The organism is Tenacibaculum jejuense (assembly GCF_900198195.1).
Lineage (GTDB): Bacteria > Bacteroidota > Bacteroidia > Flavobacteriales > Flavobacteriaceae > Polaribacter > Polaribacter jejuensis.
The window spans coordinates 3,647,785-3,666,199 of the sequence record NZ_LT899436.1 but is presented as its reverse complement, the minus strand read 5'-3'; the positions used below and the strand labels follow the sequence as shown (position 1 = coordinate 3,666,199).

Here is an 18,415-nt window from a genome sequence, read left to right as displayed (position 1 = left end):
CAATGTCTGTAACCCAGAATCATATCATTAATAAACAAATCGTTGAATTTCAGATTTCTGAAGCTAACTATAGTCTTGATATACAAAATACTATAAGTAAGTTATATCATGATCAATGGAAAAGTATAATTAATACTGTATTAGATGATCAGTTTGAAAATCCCAATGTACATTATCAAATAGATCGATTAACGATAGATTTGGGAGAAGTTACTTTAAAAAATATCACAGGAAAGCTGTCCAAGCAAATGACTGCTGTTCTAAATCAGGTAATACATAAAGAAGAAATACAAGCAGAAGAAGTAAAACATACTATTCCAGCTGAAGTTAAACCTTTACAAGCACTGATTTATTTTTTAGAAAAAGGTAGAATGCCTTGGTGGGGAATTCGTACAAAAACAGAATTAACTGCAGAGTTGGATGTGATATTACAGAAAACATCAACAGAATTAAAACAGCTATTAGTAAAGCTTAAAGAAAATAGAACATATGTTCAGCGTTATGTGCAAATATGTTCAAAAGAACAATTACGAAATTCAATACAAATCATTCTCGACTTATCAAAAGGAGAGTTATTAAATTTTGAAAATGATGTAGTGGCAATAGTAAAACAAAAAACATCAAAACAAAGTAAAGAGAAAAACATTTTAGAGATAGTCTATTCAATATTATTTCAAGAGTTAGATACTCAACTTTCATTAAAACAATATAAGAAGATCGTATTATCTAATATTGCCTCTAAGCTTTCTTTTTCATTTAAAGAAGAATCAAAGCACGAATATTACAAAGAGATAAAACATATAGATGATTTAATACAGAAATATCAAAAGTTACATACAGAAAATAACAAGTGGCAGGAGTTACTGAGTTACATTTTTACCTTGATTCAAGGAGATAATTTTGAAAAAATCCCTGTATTAGCTTTAAATGGCTTGCGAAAAGGATTAGAAAATCTTGACACATATGAAGAGAATGATTTTGATACAAAAGAAAAGATCAAAACAGAAAAATTAGTTTATTTAACAAAGCAACTGGTCACATTACAAAAAACAATTCAAAAGAATGAAATAAATGAAAAAACTACATTTATAAAGAGTAGAATTTCAGCCTTTGATAGTACAGATTTTATCAGTGTAGAAAATTCTGGTTTAGTTCTTTTATGTGCCTTTTTACCCCAGCTCTTTAAACATTTAAAACTTACCGAAGACAGAGCATTTTTAGATTTAACATCTGCTTATAAAGCATTAGCTGTATTACATTTTGTTTGTTATGGTGACAACATTTCTTTCTTTGAAGGTCAACTTTCGTTAATCAAAATTTTATGTGGATTAGATGCGGAGGAAAGTATTGAAATACAAGAATTATCAACTCAAGAAAAAACAATAATAGAAGACTTTCTAGCTGTAGTAATTGCACAAGGAGAAAGTTGGGGAAAACTCTCAATAGATGGCTTTAGAGCATCGTATTTATTAAGACAAGCTTCTTTAAAAATCAGGGATAATCATTGGCAATTACAGATAGAGACCAAAACACATGATATTGTATTAAACAAGATACCATGGAATTTTAAAATTATAAAATTACCATGGATGAAAAGAGTACTTATGGTAGAATGGAATGGTTAACGTTCGCATTAGAAATTTTACTTAAAAAGAAATAAAATGCAAATACTAAAAAACATAAAAAAAGAAACTTACACGATATCAGAAAGTGCAATTGTTTTAGAAAAAGAATTGGCTTGGTTAAGTGAAGTAATACATACAAGAATTGCCTTGTATTTTGAGCATGAAACAACGTTAACCTCAATACAAGATGTTTTACCACCAGAGTTATTAAATTACAATACTCCTTACGTAAACTTTATCAAACATGAGCGTTTAAGTGTAGAGGAAAGATTGCTGCTAATTTTAGCTTTAGTACCTCATTTAAAACCTGCATTATTAGATATTTTATCCACTAAGAACAAGGAGTACGATCGCCGATTTAGTGAATTTGGAGGTGTTTTTTTAGATGGCTATTCAAGTTTTATACCTACAGCACAAACAGCCTTATTCATTTTAACAGGAAATAATATAGCTGAAAGATTAAGATATCAACCTTTAGTAATTAATAAGGGAACTATCATAAAAAAAGATATTATTCAAAAGCAGCTTAGCAAATCGTCAACTAGTGATTTAAATAAAGTATGGAAAGTTGCTCAAGAATATGTTGATTATTTTCTATACGGAAAACCTTATGAGATTGGGTATAGCCCCGATTTTCCTGCACAGAAAATTGACACAAAACAATCTTGGGAAGATTTAGTTGTGGCCAAGTCGACAGGTAAAAAATTACAAGAAATTCGAGATTGGATAACACACGGAAAAACAGTTTTAGAAGATTTAGGATTGGAAAAACGATTAAAACCGGGCTATAAAAGTTTATTCTATGGAGCTCCAGGAACTGGAAAAACTATGACCGCAGCACTTTTAGGAAAAAGCACAGGGAAACAGGTATACAAAATAGATTTAAGCATGACGGTTTCTAAATATATTGGAGAAACAGAGAAAAATTTAGCCAAGGTTTTTGACCAAGCAGAACAGCACGATTGGATTTTATTTTTTGATGAAGCAGATTCATTATTCGGACAACGAACTCAAGTAAATAGTGCCAACGACCGCTACGGAAATCAAGAAATAGGGTATTTGTTACAACGTATAGAAGATTTTCCAGGTGTAGTGATTTTAGCCTCAAACCTGAAAGATAACATTGATGATGCCTTTACAAGAAGGTTTCAATCTATGATAGAATTTAAAGTCCCAGATGTAGAACAACGTTATCAATTATGGGAACAATCGTTTTCAGAAAGAATTCCCTTAGCAACAACAATTGATCTGTGGAAAATCGCTAAACAATATCAAATTTCAGGAGGCGTAATGATGAATGTAGTACGAAAATGTACGTTACAAGCCGTAGCAAAACAAGAAACTGAAATTACACAACAAAGTTTTGTGATGGCGATACAACAAGAAATGCAAAAAGAAGGAATTGTATTGACTTAGGTTGGTTGAAGTATAAAGTTGATTGTTGGTTCGATAGTAGGTAAAATATCACTTAGAAAGAGTAAGCCAAAGGAGTAAAAATATTTTATAGATATCAAGTTATCGTCAAGCTGAATTTATTTCAGCTTCTCATCAAGCGTCAGAGCTTAACTCATTATTTATTTATTTATTTATTAGAAAGTTTAATAAGAATATCATCATTAAGTAGAATATATATTTAAAACTATTCACAAAAATGAAAACAAAGGAAACTACACAGGAAGTAAAAAAAGATACAGTACAACGCGTACAGAAGGAAACAAGTACTGGAGGAAATGCGACTATAGTCAATAATCGACCTGAAACTTCTTACCAGAGAAAGGCAAAGGACGCAATGCAGCGTACAACAGTAAAAAGTCCAGTGATTCAACAAAAAAATACTCGTCCTGAGCTAAGTCGAAGAAACAATACAGGTTTACCAAATAACCTAAAGTTAGGTATCGAAAATTTATCGGGTTACAGTATGGATGATGTAAAAGTACATTACAACTCAAGTAAACCAGCACAATTACAAGCGCATGCTTACGCACAAGGAACAGATATTCACTTAGCACCCGGACAAGAAAAACATTTACCGCACGAAGCTTGGCATGTCGTACAACAAAAACAAGGCCGTGTAAAACCTACTAGACAATTGAAAAGTAAGGTGAATATTAATGATGATGCTGGGTTAGAGAAAGAAGCGGATGTAATGGGAGCTAGAGCAATACAGACAGAAAATATAAACATAGAATCATTAATCTATAGTAAACAATCTACTCAAAATAATCAATTAGTTCAACGATACGTCTATGAGAATAATGACGGCAACGATATAGCTTATGATCCGAATAATAATAATGTAACAGGTTATCAACCTTTGAATGCTGTAGTGAGAGTTGCTAGTAAAGGAATTTTGAGAAGAGTTTTAAAAGCATCAGAGCCTACAATTGATGAATCAGAGAGACATTTTATATCAAATGAATTATGGAATAGGTTTGGGAATAACCAAAACGATCATATAAATATGAGATTAGTAAGTCAGATAGTAAAAGACTTTAAGAAAAACAAAATGCATTTAACTTTTCACTCATTTAAATCTTTCCTTGATTCATACCTTGATATTCGAGAAACTAGTTTAATAAATAGGGATTCTGATACTCTTATTTTAGGGAAATATGTACCAACTGTTCAAGGAGGTCTAGATGATTGGTGGTTTCGAGGGCCTGGTAGTTATATACAGTTAGCAAGAGATAACGATGGAATGTATTTTAATATGGGTAATAGATGGGATGAGTTAATTCAGAGCAATAAATATGACTTGACAGATAGTGATTTATTTAACCTTTTTAATACTTACGTATTAGATTATGCTGTAGAAAGAAATGTTGAAATAGTATTTGTAGATCATCCAGAAGAATATAGGGGATCTGCTTTATATGATGAATGGATTTACCTACAAGAAAGACATGGTTATAAATCATTATATGCTAATGGAGAAGGTGAATATATTGCAAGTATAGTATAGTTTCATGAATTCATATCATTTATAAATTTATTTATTCAGAGATTCAAATGGAGATTAAACAGAATAGATTAGTAATCGAAACTCTCTGTGATATTTTTTAATAAAAATTACCAAAAAAAAGAAGAACCAAATAATATGAAAGCTACAAGTATTCCAAAACACGAAAAAACTTTTTTTGAGACCGGACGAGATTCCGACGGGAAACAATTTACACTAACAGAAATGACAGTGCCAATTAAAGGCAGCAATGAGGTTATGCGATATATAAACTGTAGATTAAAAAATAAGGACGAGTCATTTTTTGAGAAAGAAAAAAATACCAAAACACAAATAGTATTACATTATACAGCAGGTTACCTTAAAGGAGATGTCGCCGCATTATCTAGACCCAATTACCGAGTGTCTACAGCATTTATTTTACCAAGAAACGGAAAAATATTAAACATGTGGTCTTCTGCATACTGGTCGTATCATTTAGGCTCAGGAGCCATTGGTGGAAATACCAATGGGAGTAAACGTACCATAGGAATAGAAATTTCTAACATTGGTTTTTTAAAACGAATAGGAGACAATTTAGTTACGGTATACAGCGATACTGATGTGTATTGTACCATTCATGATACTAACTTGTATATCAAACTAAACACACCTTACAGAGGTGAAATGTATTTTGCAACTTTTACTGAAAAGCAATACCAAAGTTTACAAATTTTACTTCGTTATTTAACTGCAACCTATAACATTCCAGCAACTTTCCTTCCCGAAGAAAAAAGATATGATATTGTATCAAAAAATGAATTGGTAAATTTTAAAGGAATCGTTTCGCATGTAAATTATCGAACATCTGGAAAATGGGATATTGGACCTGCTTTTGATTGGGAGAGAATTATACAGGGCGTACAACAATTATAAAAAGTCGGTAAAGTGCTAGTTTTTGTCGGTATTGTGAAGCTAAATAAAGAAAGCAAAATAGAAATTTGTAATTAAAATAATTCAATAATCTACAAACTAACCTCCTAATGAAAGCAATACATAAAATAATCGTACTGATAATGATAATTTTGTGCATTTTATCTTGCAAGTCAACGTATTATGCAAATGGTAATCCAGCTTTAAAAACAACGGCTTCTAAAACGGAACAAGAGATTAAAAAAATTAAAAAAATAGCAAGTTCAGAGCAAAAGAAAGATAAAGATGCAAGTGGAGGTTTATCAGTTTTAAAAACAATTGATAAATTAGAAGACAAACAAAAAGAGTTATTTTATTTATTAGACGGTTGTAATGAAAGAAGTGCTTTAACCACCGAATATTTAAATTCATTAGAAGAGAGTTACAAAGCACTACAAAAAGTAGCCAAAGAAAAAGAAATTGTAAAACGCCAAAAAACTTTAGAGGCTATTTACTTAGATTATAAAGCTAAAGAAATAGCTATAAATTCAAGTGAAAATAATGATGCCAATACTAAAGTAAAAGTTATTGTAGATTCGAGTGAAGATCAAGGCTTCTTTGTGTTTGGAAAATTATCTTTTGAAGGAAACCTAAATATTAAGCGTTTTCGATTTACCAAACCAACACAACAGGCATCTCAAGATTTTGTTCCAGGATATTATCTTTTTTGGTTAGAAAAAGGTGATTTAATAGGAAAACCTGAACTTCATCTCATTACAATTAGTGGAGAAGAAAAAGAAAAAATTTTAGTTTTAAAAACACCAAAGAAATAAGCTATGCAAGTAACGAAGCTTAAAGATATTTGGAAAGAAATTGTATTGTTAAGTACATGGATTGTAACAGTTACGAGTGCTTTCATAATTCCGTTACCTTCATGGAACGCAACAGATGAGAATACAGGCTCTTTTGTAAAGTTTGGAGTATTTATTGCTACGATTCTTGCAGGTTTTATGATCCTTTTTTCATTACGAAATAAAATCATAAAAATATGGATGCGTTTATCCGTTCTTTTTTTAATACTTTTTATGGGATCTTATATCAGTTATCATTACTTAAGAGGTTCTAATACATTACCATATTTAGAAAAAGATATTGTTGTTGGTAATGAGCTTGTTAAAAATAATCCTTTTAAAATATTTGAAGACACTCATGGTTTTTTACCAGATAGAAAAGAAAGAATGTTAATACTACTTGGTGATCCAGAAAAAGCTTGGACTAAGAAAAGCATCCGTTGGAACAGAATAGAATTAATGATTTCGTTGTTTTTGTGCTATTTGTTTTCTGCAGTATTTATGATTTCTTTTTCTAACCTTATTCTACTGTATAAAGAAAAATATAAACAAAGTGACAATTAAATTAGAATCATAAAAACGTAGAATTTAGATGCTAATTTAATTAAGATTAAAAATTGCGAATTTTTGAAAAAGTTGTAAGTTTAAATATCAATAACAACTCCATCTTTCATTGTTAAAGTACGATCTGCCATAGCAGCCAACTCTTTATTATGTGTTACTAAAACAAAGGTTTGTCCGAATTTATCTCGAAGTTCAAAAAACAATTGATGTAAATTTTCAGCCGAAGATGAATCTAAATTTCCTGAAGGCTCATCTGCAAAAATTACTGATGGATTATTAATTAAAGCTCTGGCTACAGCAACACGTTGTTGTTCTCCACCAGAAAGTTCACTAGGTTTGTGATGCTCTCTGTGCGAAAGTCCAAGAAACTCTAATAATTCTTTAGCTCTTTGTTCTGTTTCTTTTTTAGGCTTTTTAGCAATAAATGCAGGAATACAAACATTTTCTATCGCAGTAAATTCAGGAAGTAATTGGTGAAACTGAAAAATAAAACCAATATGTTTATTTCTAAACATGGCAAGTTCGTTATCTGAAAGTCCTTTGATAGAGGTGTTATTTATCGAAAGGTTATAATTCTGTTCTTTATTTGCTTTGTCTAATGTTCCTAAAATCTGTAATAAAGTTGTTTTACCAGCTCCAGACGGACCAACAATAGCAACAATTTCTCCTTTTTCAATATTGATGTTAACACCTTTTAGAATTTCAACATCACCATAACTTTTATGTATATTTTTTCCTGAAATCATTTCGCTTATTCAATACAACGAATGTAAAAAAAAGAAATCAGACTAAAAGATATAATCTGATTTCTTACAAAAACAAACTAACGTAATGTTAGAAAATCTTTTTTATGTTGTTATAATCGATAAAGTATACTAATCGCAACGAAAATGTGTGCATCATGTTCTCATCAAAAAGACGATTAATATTATCTGAAAAATCGATGTCTGCCGGAGCAAAATCAGAATTAGGATTAATAGAATTTCTATAGAAAGCTATTAATTGACTTCCAGGAGCAAATTGCCAAACATAATTTAAATCTAAATTCCAGCTATTAAAATTTCTATCATAATTTCCCGTATGTGTACTTGGAAGTAATTGTCCGTTTGTAGTATCTAATTTTAATAATTGATCTTGATAAGGAACTTTACTCCAATTATGTCTAAAAGCTAAGGACAAAGAAGCATTGGTATTAAAACTATATTTTCCAGACAAAGAGTTTTCATAAGTACTTCTATTACGATCACCAAAAATGATATCACCATTATCTAATTGATCTACATAACCTAAATCATTGTCTACTTGATTATATTCGAAAGAATATGACATTGAAAAGCGGTTGTTAAAACGATATTGCGGAGTAAGACCAAATCCATAAGCATCCTTTTCAATAACATCAAAAAAAGTATGATAGAAAAAGTAGTTTAAAGCAAACTTTTTTCTAAAATCAGTATTTCCCCAATGATTAAAATTTACTCTTGTTGGGCGTTCAAAGAAAACACCAGAAGTACTACCTTGTCTTGGTTCAAAATAATCTTTTGTTGTAGTTCTTACGTTTAAATTTCCACCAAAATTGAATCGGTTACGCGTTTCAGACCAAAATGAAAGTCCAGTATTTGTTCCAGTGTAAATTCCAGATTCATGTTGAAAATTAATATTATACCACCAGTTTACACCGAAGTTGTTAAAAATTCCAACAGGTTTTAACTGACGATATCCTGTAAAACCATATACTGTTTGTTCGTTATTACTGAAAAGAATTCCTAAATCGTTAGGATTGAAATCTTTATTTTCAAAGTTATATCCAATTTCCCAACGCCAAGCTCCCGATTGTTTACCAATACTAGTATCGAAAGAGTAACCAGTTGTTGCATTGGCAGGATCGTCACTAATATCTGTCATTCTAAAACTACCATCAATATTATAGGTACTAGATTTATCTTCTACGTGCCACAATAATCCAGTTGCATTTGCATCTCTAAATCTTCCATCTCTAGTCACGTTAGTGTTAATTAAAGTAATAGCAGAATTTTGATTGAATTGCTTGTCTAATACCATAATATTATAATTGGTAAAAGGTTCAGTAACAGCTTTACGTTGGCTTTTAGTTGTAATAACTTCAGTGCCAATTTGAGTTTGTTCAGTTCTTTCAATGGTAGCTTCAGTTTTTTCAGTAATTGCATTAAAAAAACCAATACCCAGTCCGTCTTTAGTTCTTCCTGAAATTTTTATAGCGTTCAGCATTTGAACTTTTCCAGGATTATCAATAACTTTTTCATTTACTTTTTTGCCAGCGACAAAATCGTCGTCGTTTTGTAAATTTCCACCTACATTAAATTGATCTGTAGGGGAGCCACCAATTCTTCTTGAATAAAATAAACCACCTTTTGAAAATAACTCTGTTCCTTCAGTAAAAAACTGACGTTGTTCTGTGAATTGTTGCTCAAACGGACCTAAATTTAGTTGTACATTATCAAAACCAACTTGGCTAAAATCTGGAATTAATGTAGCATCTAATGTGAAATTTTCTGTTAAACCATATTTAATATCCATACCAACACTCCAATCGGTTTCTGTATTTCCTTCTTCGGTAATTACAGTTCCTGAGGCATAAGGATATAAATTTAATCGAGTAGGAGGAGAGATGTTACGAAAACCTTCTATAAGTCCATCATATTGAGTCCATCTTCCAACAGAATTATCAATGTAATTCCAAGTATATCTTTTATTTAAATTTCTAACTTCTCTATGAAAATTCATTCCCCAAGATTGCACTTCATTATTTGCAAATCGTAAAGCACGATATGGAATTTTCATCTCTACATTCCAACCATAATCTGTAATTTTAATATCGCTATCCCAAACGGCACTCCAGTTATAATCCTCATTATTACCATTAGATACTTTTGCATCTATTTGTACACCAGATGCATTTACAATAAACATTACCGGATTTTGTCCATCATCAATAGGATTTATCATGGCAAAAAAGAAATCTGAATTACCAAAGTTATCTCTATTTGTAAACTCAGCAGGAATTTTTTGAGGATTTGGATCAAGCATTTTAGCCGCTATATAAATTGCATTATCATCGTAAATTAATTTTACTTCTGTTTTATAGTCAGCTAATTCATTTTTACCATTATCTGGCCTAAATTCCATAAAATCTTTTGCAACTGGTATGTTTTGCCAGACAGCATCATTTAAGTTTCCATCAATTTTAGGAGATGATTTCACTCTTGTTGCTGAAAGTTTTTTTCTGTTTGCATTTACTTGAGCATTTGTGTAGGATATATTTAATACACAAATGACAAGTAATATAGTTAGTTTCTTCATTTTTAATATAGCACTTGATAATAGTTAAATAGTATAATAGTTGTATAGTCTGTTTGTTCTCCAGAAAAAATTGATCAATTACAGTAAAGACCACCGAAAAAAGAGACCGTTACAGATTTAAATTTTTTTAACAAATTTTTAGGAGAGCTAGAATCCAAAGAAAAAAACATCTAAAAGAAAAGTGAAATGATAATTTTTTAATGTGTCAAAGCTATTTTAGTTTGAATTGAATTTGTATTTTTGTTCGACTTTTAAAATTCATAACGAATGAACTTACACGAATATCAAGGTAAAGAAATATTAAGTAGTTTCGGCGTTCGTACACAACGCGGTATCGTTGCTAGTACTCCTGAAGAAGCTGTAGAAGCAGCAAAAAAATTAACTGAAGAAACAGGAACTGGTTGGCACGTAATTAAAGCTCAAATTCACGCAGGTGGACGTGGAAAAGGTGGAGGAGTTAAATTAGCTAAGAATTTAGATGAGGTAAAGAGCATTTCTAATGATATCTTAGGAATGATGTTAATTACACCTCAAACTTCTGCTGAAGGTAAGTTAGTAAACCAAGTTTTAATTGCTGAAGATGTTTACTACCCAGGTGATAGCGAGCCAAATGAATTTTATATGTCAGTTTTATTAAACCGTGCTACAGGAAGAAACATGATTATGTATTCTACTGAAGGTGGTATGGATATTGAAGCTGTTGCAGAAGAAACTCCACATTTAATTTTTACTGAAGAGGTTGATCCAGGAACAGGATTATTACCTTTCCAAGCTCGTAAAATAGCTTTCAACTTAGGTTTAAGCGGTGGAGCTTTAAAAGAAATGGTAAAGTTTGTTACTGCCTTATATACTGCTTATGTAAAGTCTGATTCTGCTTTATTCGAAATCAATCCAGTATTAAAGACTTCTGATGATAAAATTTTAGCTGTAGATGCTAAAGTAACTTTAGATGAAAATGCATTATTCCGTCACAAAGACTATGCTGCTTTAAGAGATGAGCGTGAAGAAAATCCAATTGAGGTAGAAGCTAAAGCTGCAGGATTAAATTATGTAGATTTAGATGGAAATGTTGGATGTATGGTAAACGGAGCTGGTTTAGCAATGGGAACTATGGATTTAATTAAGCAAGCAGGTGGTGATCCAGCTAACTTCTTAGATGTTGGAGGAACTGCTGATGCTAAGCGTGTTGAAACTGCTTTTGAAATTATTTTAAAAGACCCTAACGTAAAAGCTATTTTAGTAAATATTTTTGGAGGTATTGTACGTTGTGATCGTGTAGCACAAGGTGTTGTAGATGCTTACAAAAATATGGGAGATAAAATTAATGTGCCTATCATTTGTCGTTTACAAGGAACAAATGCTAAAGAAGCTAAGGAATTAATTGACAATAGTGGAATGGAAATCATTTCTGCTACAGAATTCCAAGAAGCTGCTGATAAAGTAGGTGAAGTGTTAAAAGCATAAAGATATTAGTGTGTAAACTAATTCTTAATTAAATATAGTAAAAGCCTCATTCATTTTGAATGAGGTTTTTTATTTTGGTACCGATTTCATCACTTTCATTAAAGGAGAATTAATAATATACTTATTAGTATTCGTAAAAGGTGTTAGTTTAGCTTTTGAAAGTGGTTTAAATTTATTTACGAAAGTTGTATTAGAATCGATTTTTTTATTTTTAAAAACTTCTTGTACAAAAAACTCTCGATATTGATAAATAGGTACTTCCTTAGTTTGGTAGATGAGTTGGTTGTAATGATCTCTAATATTTTTAAGTTCTATTTTAAACAGATCTTTATTTTTAAAGATAGCATTTTCATTAATTATAAGATTAGGAGTACTTACCAGTATCTTTTTTTCATTGATAACTTTAATAAGCTTTATCGGAACTTTTTTTCCTTGGTATGTAATTTTAAAATTCTGTTTTTTTAGAGTTTTCGTATCTATTTTTCTATTAAATTCAATATATAATGCTTTACTATCTTTATTATAACTGATACTTTTTTCCTTAAAAAAATCATTATCAGTAAAAAGAAACTTATTATGAAAACTCATGTAGTTTAAGTACATTTTATCATGAATCTTTTTATATTCAATATCTATATGAAGTATGGGGTCTGTAGAATTCAATTCATAAACCGTATATTCAAAACTATAGATAGAATAATCTAATACAGAGATTTTAAGTTTACCGTCTACAGTATAATTGTTTCCAATGCTATTTTTTTTGTTGAATATTATAGTTTGAATGACATCATCATCTGTACTAATTTTTTTGTCTTTTTTAAAGTTGTGATTTCGAATGAAATCGTTTTGCATTTCATTAACAAAAGAGAAAGAATTATGATTGAATAGTCGAATAGGATTGTGAGATTTTAAAATGCTAAGTTCATTTCCTCCAAAACTTAAAAGCTTAGCATCTCTAATATATTTACTAGAATCATTATAAGGTGTAATTAAGGTACTATCAGTTTTAAAATTTAAATTAGTTTTATAAGAATACAAAAGACTTTGATTTTTAGTCGCTGTTATTTTATGTGACAGTATACCACTATCAAACTCTTCAACAATCCCTTCATTTAAGTTGCAATATTCTCTTTCATTATTAATTTGATAGTCTCTATAGTAACCGATGTATGAATGTGGTGTGTCTGATAAGTTTTTTTTAATGGCTTTAATGGCTCTTCTAACAAGTTTAATTGCAGAGAGTTTTTTCTTTCTTTTTCCTTTTATAACTACTGTTGTTAAAGTCTCTTTAGAAGGAAATAGTTTGATTATGTTTATTTTCTTTAGAGAAAATGTGTTGATGTTAAAAGATGTTGTTTGATATCCTATAGAAGATATTTCTATACTAGTTATATTTTTGATTTTATCAAGTGGAAGTCCAAATTGACCATTATAATTAGCAATAACACCTCGTTGAGTTCCCATCAATTTCACAGTAGCAAATGAAATAGGTTCAAATGTTTCAGCATCTATAATCTCAGCAGTTATTGTTTTTTGTGCATAAACTGAACTGATTCCGATATATGCAAATAGTATACTAATTATAGTAGTTACAGTTTTTGTTGTTTTCAAAGCAATACAATTTTTAATACTTAAATATATTAAGAAAAGTTTTAATGGGATGATTATATTTTCTTAGTTTTCTTAAAAAGTTTAAGTTTTGTTTTTCAGTATTTTAACTCATTGTTAAGTTAGTTTTGAGATTACTATATTTTAGTAACATAAATCTTTCTTTTTGTTAATTCTATGATAACTAGCTTCTTATAGATGTAGTTTATTTTTGTATCGGTTAAGCGCTAAACCCATAGGCTCCTTATTAACAAAGATTAAATAGAATACAAACAGAATTAAGAATTATTAAAATCAGAAAACAAAAACCTACCCCGATGAAATCAATCAAATCACTATTAATTATTGTTGCATTTGCATTTGGATCTTTATTGTATGCAACTAACACAAATCCTGAAGCTAAAAAAATGAAATCTGTAGTGAGTCAGGAAGTTCAAAAACTATTAAAGAATCCTAACTTTTTAGTGGATAAAGATATGCAAGTTACCGTGAGACTTACGATTAACAAAAAAAATGAAATTGTTGTATTATCAGTAAATTCAAATAGAAAAAGTTACGAGATAGAAGACTTTATTAAAAGTAGATTAAACTATAAAAAATTATCTGAAATTGTAGAAGCTAAAGTATATACATTACCAGTACGAATGGTTTCTGTAATATAAATATCATTTTACATTCTCTCTTATAAGCTTCATAAATCTATTATGAAGCTTTTTTGGTTTTAGTTCTTTATGGTTGATTTCACTTGCTTTACAGCTATATTAATATTCGTTTTATTTAAAGGAATTCGAAATGTTAAGTTGTTGTAGAGGTGTTTTTTAAATTTTTCAGAGCTAACACTATAATAATTAAGTTTTTGAGTTATAAACTCATGAAGTTTTGGATAAATAGATATTTCATCTTTATTTTCCCCATCATAAGAATTTTCTAACATTATTAAATAATAGTGTATTTTTTTAATTTTTATACCTTCTTTTCTTTCTACTTGTTCATAAGTATAGTCTTTAAAATTAATTGAAACTTCTACAAGAGCGTTTTTATCTGTAAACGTTTTATGTATCGCATTTAAGTTGTTTAAAACAAATTCATAAGTATCAAGTTGAATTTCTTGAATACTGCATTTTTTTATTTGACTAAAAGTCAGATTATGCATTGCTATTGATATTATCAAGATTATTTTTTTCATAGGCATTGTTTAATTTGACTATTTCAAATTTTATCCATTTATTATTTATCCTCTTTTGATCTTTTTTTAGATTAAAGTTTTGTTCTTCATCGCTTTTAAATCGAAAAATTAGCGACGCTTTGCGAATAACTATTGTTTTTTTATGTTTAAGTCCAATAAAAAAACTGAGTTAAGACAGGTTTCTAACTGAGGAAGATGTGATCTTAGGAAATTGAAAACGTTGTAGTATATCTTTGAATTTTTGATTGTAAATTAAAAGTTAATAAATTGTAAATTAAAAGTTAATCAATATAAAGTAGGATTACATTATATTGATAAAAATGGAAGAAGAATTTTAAGAGATCATAATTATATTACCTTACTTTTTTACAAATTGATAAAGAATTGTTTTTTCTTGTTTTTCAGGTTTTAGAAACGAAAAAATTTCAACCGTTTTCGTAAGAATAGTGCTCTTTTTTGTTAAACTAGCGATAACATTAGTATTGTTTTCCTGTTGTAATTTTACATCAGATTTGCAAATCGAAATAGAGGATCATTATTAACACAATGTTAAATGTTTTAGTAACAGAAAAATCATTAAATGACAATTAAAAAACGATCACTATGAAATCAATTAAATTATTATTATTAGTATTTGCATTTGCATCTAGTATGATGACATTTGCTACCAACCCAAAAGCGGAAGACAAAAAGAGAGTTAGTGTAGAAGTGAGCCAACAAATCCAGGACTTATTAAAGAACCCTGAGTTTGAAGTAGAGAGAAATATGAACGTAACTGTAAAGTTTACTGTAAACGATAATAATGAAATAGTTGTTTTATCAGTAGATTCATACTCAAATGTAAAACAACTATCAAGTTTTATTAAGAATAGATTAAACTATAAAAAGCTTTCTACTAGAATTCAATCTAAAGCAATATACATATTGCCTGTAAAGATGATCTCTGTAGTTTAAATAGTTATTTTGTATAAATTTTAAGTAAAAATGAGCCTCACTTTTTAGTGAGGCTTTTTTATAATATTTTTGCTACACTTTTTTCCCACTTCTTTCGCTTTTTATTGAAATATTTCTTCTTTAAAAGCTTACTTGTTGTATTTGAACTACCGCCAAAAGAAACATAATTTTTATTTCCATAAAAAGAAAAATAGAATTGTCCATCAGGATAAATTATAATGACCTGATAACTTTTCACGGCTTCCTTAAAAGATTTCTTAAGCACAGAATAAGAGTCTTTGTAATAATTATAGTTTTCTAATACTTCTTTTTCTATACCATGATTGGTGTTATAAAAGTGGATTAATTCCGCAGTTTCACCTTTTTCAAAAGATTGAATTTCTTTCTTGATATCTGTAATATAATCTTCATAATTTCTCATGTGCTTGTGGTAGCTCGATTTAGAAGAAATACTATCAAATAAAGCATCATTTGATCCATAAGGAACATAGCCTATAAGTTCATTATTTTTATTATAATATGCATTACCAGATTTTTTAGGCATTTTTTCTTTGTCTGGTATAGAATCTATATAATGAATAAACCATGTTTTTGTTGTATCTATATGATATCTAACACTATATAGTTTTTTCATTTGCTGATGCTTGGTTTTATCTAAGTTTCCAAACACTTCGTTATACATTAACTTTTTAATGTAAGCAGTATCGTTTTGATATGTTACAGTTTTAAATAATTTAGATTTTTCTTGTTTTTTAAATTTTAAAAAAGGAATTTCTTTAAAATTAGCATCATAATAATGATACTTTTTTGTGTGAGCTGCTTTCTGAGCATTTATACTAAATACTAAGAATAGAGCAACAAAAATAAGCTGTTTCATTAGGTTTTTATCAGTTTAGATTTTGTTAAGAGTTACTTAAGTTCAGAAATGTTACCCGATTTAAACTAAATGTTCTTTCAGGACTTTTATTTCATCACGAAGTTTTGCCGCTTCAATAAAATCTAATGCTTTAGCAGCAGTTTCCATTTGTTTACGTTTTTCTCTAATTCTTTTTTCCAATTCTGGTTTTGGTAAGTATTCTAAATCTTGTTCTGCAGCTTTTTGTGTAGCCGATTCATATTGATAAGAAGTGGTTGTATTTTTTGATAAAGTATTGTCTATCTTTTTATTAATTTGTTTAGGAGTAATACCAAATTTAGTATTGTAGTTTACTTGTTTTTCTCTTCTTCTATTAGTTTCATCAATGGTTTGTTGCATGCTATTGGTAATTTTATCAGCATACATAATTGCTTTACCATTTACATTACGCGCAGCTCTACCAATGGTTTGTGTTAAAGATCTGTTTGAACGTAAAAAACCTTCTTTATCTGCATCTAAAATGGCAACAAGAGAAACCTCAGGTAAATCTAAACCTTCTCTTAGTAAGTTTACTCCAATTAAAACATCAAATAAACCTTTACGTAAATCTTGCATAATTTCAACACGTTCAAGAGTATCTACATCAGAATGAATATAACGACAACGTATTTGAATTCTAGTCAAATATTTAGCCAGCTCTTCAGCCATTCTTTTCGTAAGAGTAGTTACTAAAGTTCGTTCATCTTTTTCTACACGAACTTGAATTTCTTCAATTAAATCATCAATCTGATTTAAACTCGGACGAATTTCTATTTCTGGATCTAATAATCCAGTCGGACGAATAACTTGTTCTACAAATAAACCTTCTGTTTTCTGTAATTCATAATCTGCAGGAGTAGCAGAAACATAAATGACTTGATTTTGTAACGCTTCAAACTCTTCAAATTTTAGAGGACGGTTATCCATTGCTGCAGGAAGTCTAAATCCGTATTCTACCAAGTTTTCTTTTCGACTTCTATCTCCACCATACATAGCATGAACTTGCGGAACGGTTACATGACTTTCGTCAATAACCATGATATAATCATCTGGAAAATAATCTAGCAAACAGAATGGGCGTGTTCCAGCTTCTCTACCATCTAAATATCTTGAGTAGTTCTCAATTCCTGAACAGTATCCTAGTTCACGAATCATTTCTAAATCGAATTCTGTTCGTTCTTTTAAACGTTTAGATTCTAAATGCTTTCCTATTTCAGAGAAGTAATCGCATTGTTTTACTAAATCATCTTGAATTTGATGAATAGCGTTTTGTAAAACATCTGGAGATGTTACAAATAAGTTTGCTGGATATATATTTAAATGTTCAAATTCTTCTACAATTTGATTATTTTCAATATCAAAAGCTTCTATTTCTTCAATTTCATCACCAAAGAAATGAACACGATATCCATTGTCTCCGTAAGAAGGGTAAATTGTAACCACATCTCCCTTTACTTTAAATGTCCCGCTTTTAATTTCTATTTCAGAACGAGCATATAAACTAGTAACTAATTGATGTAAGAATTTTGTTCTTGAAATTTGTTGTCCGACTTCAATCTCAATCACATTCTTTTTAAATTCAATTGGATTTCCAATACCATACAAACAAGAAACTGAAGCGATTACAATGACATCTCTTCTTCCAGACAACAGAGAAGAGGAAGTACTAATTCTTAAACGCTCAATTTCATCGTTTATAGAAAGATCTTTTTCTATATAAGTTCCAGTGACAGGAATGTAAGCTTCTGGTTGGTAATAATCATAATACGAAACAAAATATTCAACAGCATTATTCGGAAAGAATTGTTTAAATTCTGAATATAATTGCGCGGCTAGAGTTTTATTATGAGCTAAAACTAAGGTCGGACGATTGACTGTTGCAATAACATTAGCAACACTAAATGTTTTACCTGATCCTGTTACTCCTAATAAAGTTTGATATTTTTCATCTGCGTTAATTCCATCAGCTAATTGTTTTATAGCTTGTGGTTGATCTCCAGTTGGTTGAAATTCTGAAACTAGTTTGAAATCCATAAAACAAAAATAAGCATAGTTTGGGTGAAAATCTATGCTTATTCATGT

Annotated in this window: 15 protein-coding genes; 9 read left to right on the top strand and 6 right to left on the bottom strand. The window is 29.6% G+C overall.

Annotated features, from left to right (window positions below; genetic code table 11):
• Positions 1 to 2: 2 nt before the first annotated feature.
• From AQ1685_RS15955 to AQ1685_RS15930, 6 genes are all read left to right on the top strand, one after another.
• Positions 3 to 1,625 carry a contractile injection system tape measure protein gene (locus AQ1685_RS15955; RefSeq protein ID WP_095073808.1) on the top strand — a complete coding sequence of 541 codons (1,623 nt, stop codon included), beginning with the start codon at positions 3 to 5 and terminating at the stop codon, positions 1,623 to 1,625.
• Between the two features lie 36 nt (positions 1,626 to 1,661).
• On the top strand, positions 1,662 to 3,041 hold the full coding sequence (locus AQ1685_RS15950; protein WP_095073806.1) for an ATP-binding protein: 1,380 nt from the start codon (positions 1,662 to 1,664) through the stop codon (positions 3,039 to 3,041).
• Between the two features lie 235 nt (positions 3,042 to 3,276).
• The gene (locus AQ1685_RS15945) at positions 3,277 to 4,587 is read left to right on the top strand and encodes an eCIS core domain-containing protein (RefSeq protein WP_095073804.1); all 1,311 of its coding nucleotides are present in this window, start codon (positions 3,277 to 3,279) and stop codon (positions 4,585 to 4,587) included.
• A 135-nt stretch (positions 4,588 to 4,722) separates the two neighbouring features.
• Complete coding sequence (locus tag AQ1685_RS15940) at positions 4,723 to 5,499, top strand: N-acetylmuramoyl-L-alanine amidase (RefSeq protein WP_157730258.1); 777 nt, start codon at positions 4,723 to 4,725, stop codon at positions 5,497 to 5,499.
• Positions 5,500 to 5,639: 140 nt separating this feature from the next.
• Positions 5,640 to 6,308: a hypothetical protein gene (locus AQ1685_RS15935; RefSeq protein ID WP_095073800.1), complete on the top strand. Its 669-nt coding sequence runs from the start codon at positions 5,640 to 5,642 to the stop codon at positions 6,306 to 6,308.
• 3 nt (positions 6,309 to 6,311) lie between these two features.
• Positions 6,312 to 6,890 (top strand): hypothetical protein, encoded by a 579-nt coding sequence (locus tag AQ1685_RS15930; RefSeq protein WP_095073798.1) that lies wholly within the window; start codon positions 6,312 to 6,314, stop codon positions 6,888 to 6,890.
• Positions 6,891 to 6,970: 80 nt separating this feature from the next.
• Here AQ1685_RS15930 and AQ1685_RS15925 read toward each other — a convergent pair whose 3' ends face one another.
• Both AQ1685_RS15925 and AQ1685_RS15920 read right to left on the bottom strand, forming a co-directional pair.
• Positions 6,971 to 7,636: an ABC transporter ATP-binding protein gene (locus AQ1685_RS15925; protein ID WP_095073796.1), complete on the bottom strand. Its 666-nt coding sequence runs from the start codon at positions 7,634 to 7,636 to the stop codon at positions 6,971 to 6,973.
• A gap of 88 nt (positions 7,637 to 7,724) precedes the next feature.
• Positions 7,725 to 10,226, bottom strand: coding sequence for a DUF5916 domain-containing protein (locus AQ1685_RS15920; RefSeq protein WP_095073794.1), 2,502 nt, complete (start codon positions 10,224 to 10,226; stop codon positions 7,725 to 7,727).
• A 267-nt stretch (positions 10,227 to 10,493) separates the two neighbouring features.
• On the opposite strand from AQ1685_RS15920, the gene sucC reads away from it, so the two are divergent.
• Positions 10,494 to 11,690, top strand: coding sequence for an ADP-forming succinate--CoA ligase subunit beta (gene sucC / locus AQ1685_RS15915; protein ID WP_095073792.1), 1,197 nt, complete (start codon positions 10,494 to 10,496; stop codon positions 11,688 to 11,690).
• A 69-nt stretch (positions 11,691 to 11,759) separates the two neighbouring features.
• Here the strand turns inward: sucC and AQ1685_RS15910 are convergent, their stop codons facing one another.
• A complete protein-coding gene (locus tag AQ1685_RS15910; RefSeq protein WP_157730257.1) occupies positions 11,760 to 13,301 on the bottom strand; it encodes a carboxypeptidase-like regulatory domain-containing protein in 1,542 nt (513 codons plus the stop codon).
• 314 nt (positions 13,302 to 13,615) lie between these two features.
• Between AQ1685_RS15910 and AQ1685_RS15900 the strand changes: the two genes are divergently transcribed.
• The gene (locus AQ1685_RS15900; RefSeq protein WP_095073788.1) at positions 13,616 to 13,960 is read left to right on the top strand and encodes a hypothetical protein; all 345 of its coding nucleotides are present in this window, start codon (positions 13,616 to 13,618) and stop codon (positions 13,958 to 13,960) included.
• 59 nt (positions 13,961 to 14,019) lie between these two features.
• On the opposite strand, the gene AQ1685_RS15895 is transcribed toward AQ1685_RS15900, so the two are convergent.
• Positions 14,020 to 14,484 carry a hypothetical protein gene (locus AQ1685_RS15895; protein ID WP_157730256.1) on the bottom strand — a complete coding sequence of 155 codons (465 nt, stop codon included), beginning with the start codon at positions 14,482 to 14,484 and terminating at the stop codon, positions 14,020 to 14,022.
• 603 nt (positions 14,485 to 15,087) lie between these two features.
• Here AQ1685_RS15895 and AQ1685_RS15890 point away from each other — a divergent pair.
• Positions 15,088 to 15,438 carry a hypothetical protein gene (locus AQ1685_RS15890; RefSeq protein WP_157730255.1) on the top strand — a complete coding sequence of 117 codons (351 nt, stop codon included), beginning with the start codon at positions 15,088 to 15,090 and terminating at the stop codon, positions 15,436 to 15,438.
• Positions 15,439 to 15,496: 58 nt separating this feature from the next.
• Here the strand turns inward: AQ1685_RS15890 and AQ1685_RS15885 are convergent, their stop codons facing one another.
• Positions 15,497 to 16,315, bottom strand: a complete 819-nt coding sequence (locus AQ1685_RS15885; RefSeq protein WP_095073783.1) for a hypothetical protein — start codon at positions 16,313 to 16,315, stop codon at positions 15,497 to 15,499.
• Positions 16,316 to 16,375: 60 nt separating this feature from the next.
• The gene (uvrB, locus tag AQ1685_RS15880; RefSeq protein WP_095073782.1) at positions 16,376 to 18,367 is read right to left on the bottom strand and encodes an excinuclease ABC subunit UvrB; all 1,992 of its coding nucleotides are present in this window, start codon (positions 18,365 to 18,367) and stop codon (positions 16,376 to 16,378) included.
• Between the last annotated feature and the right edge of the window lie 48 nt (positions 18,368 to 18,415).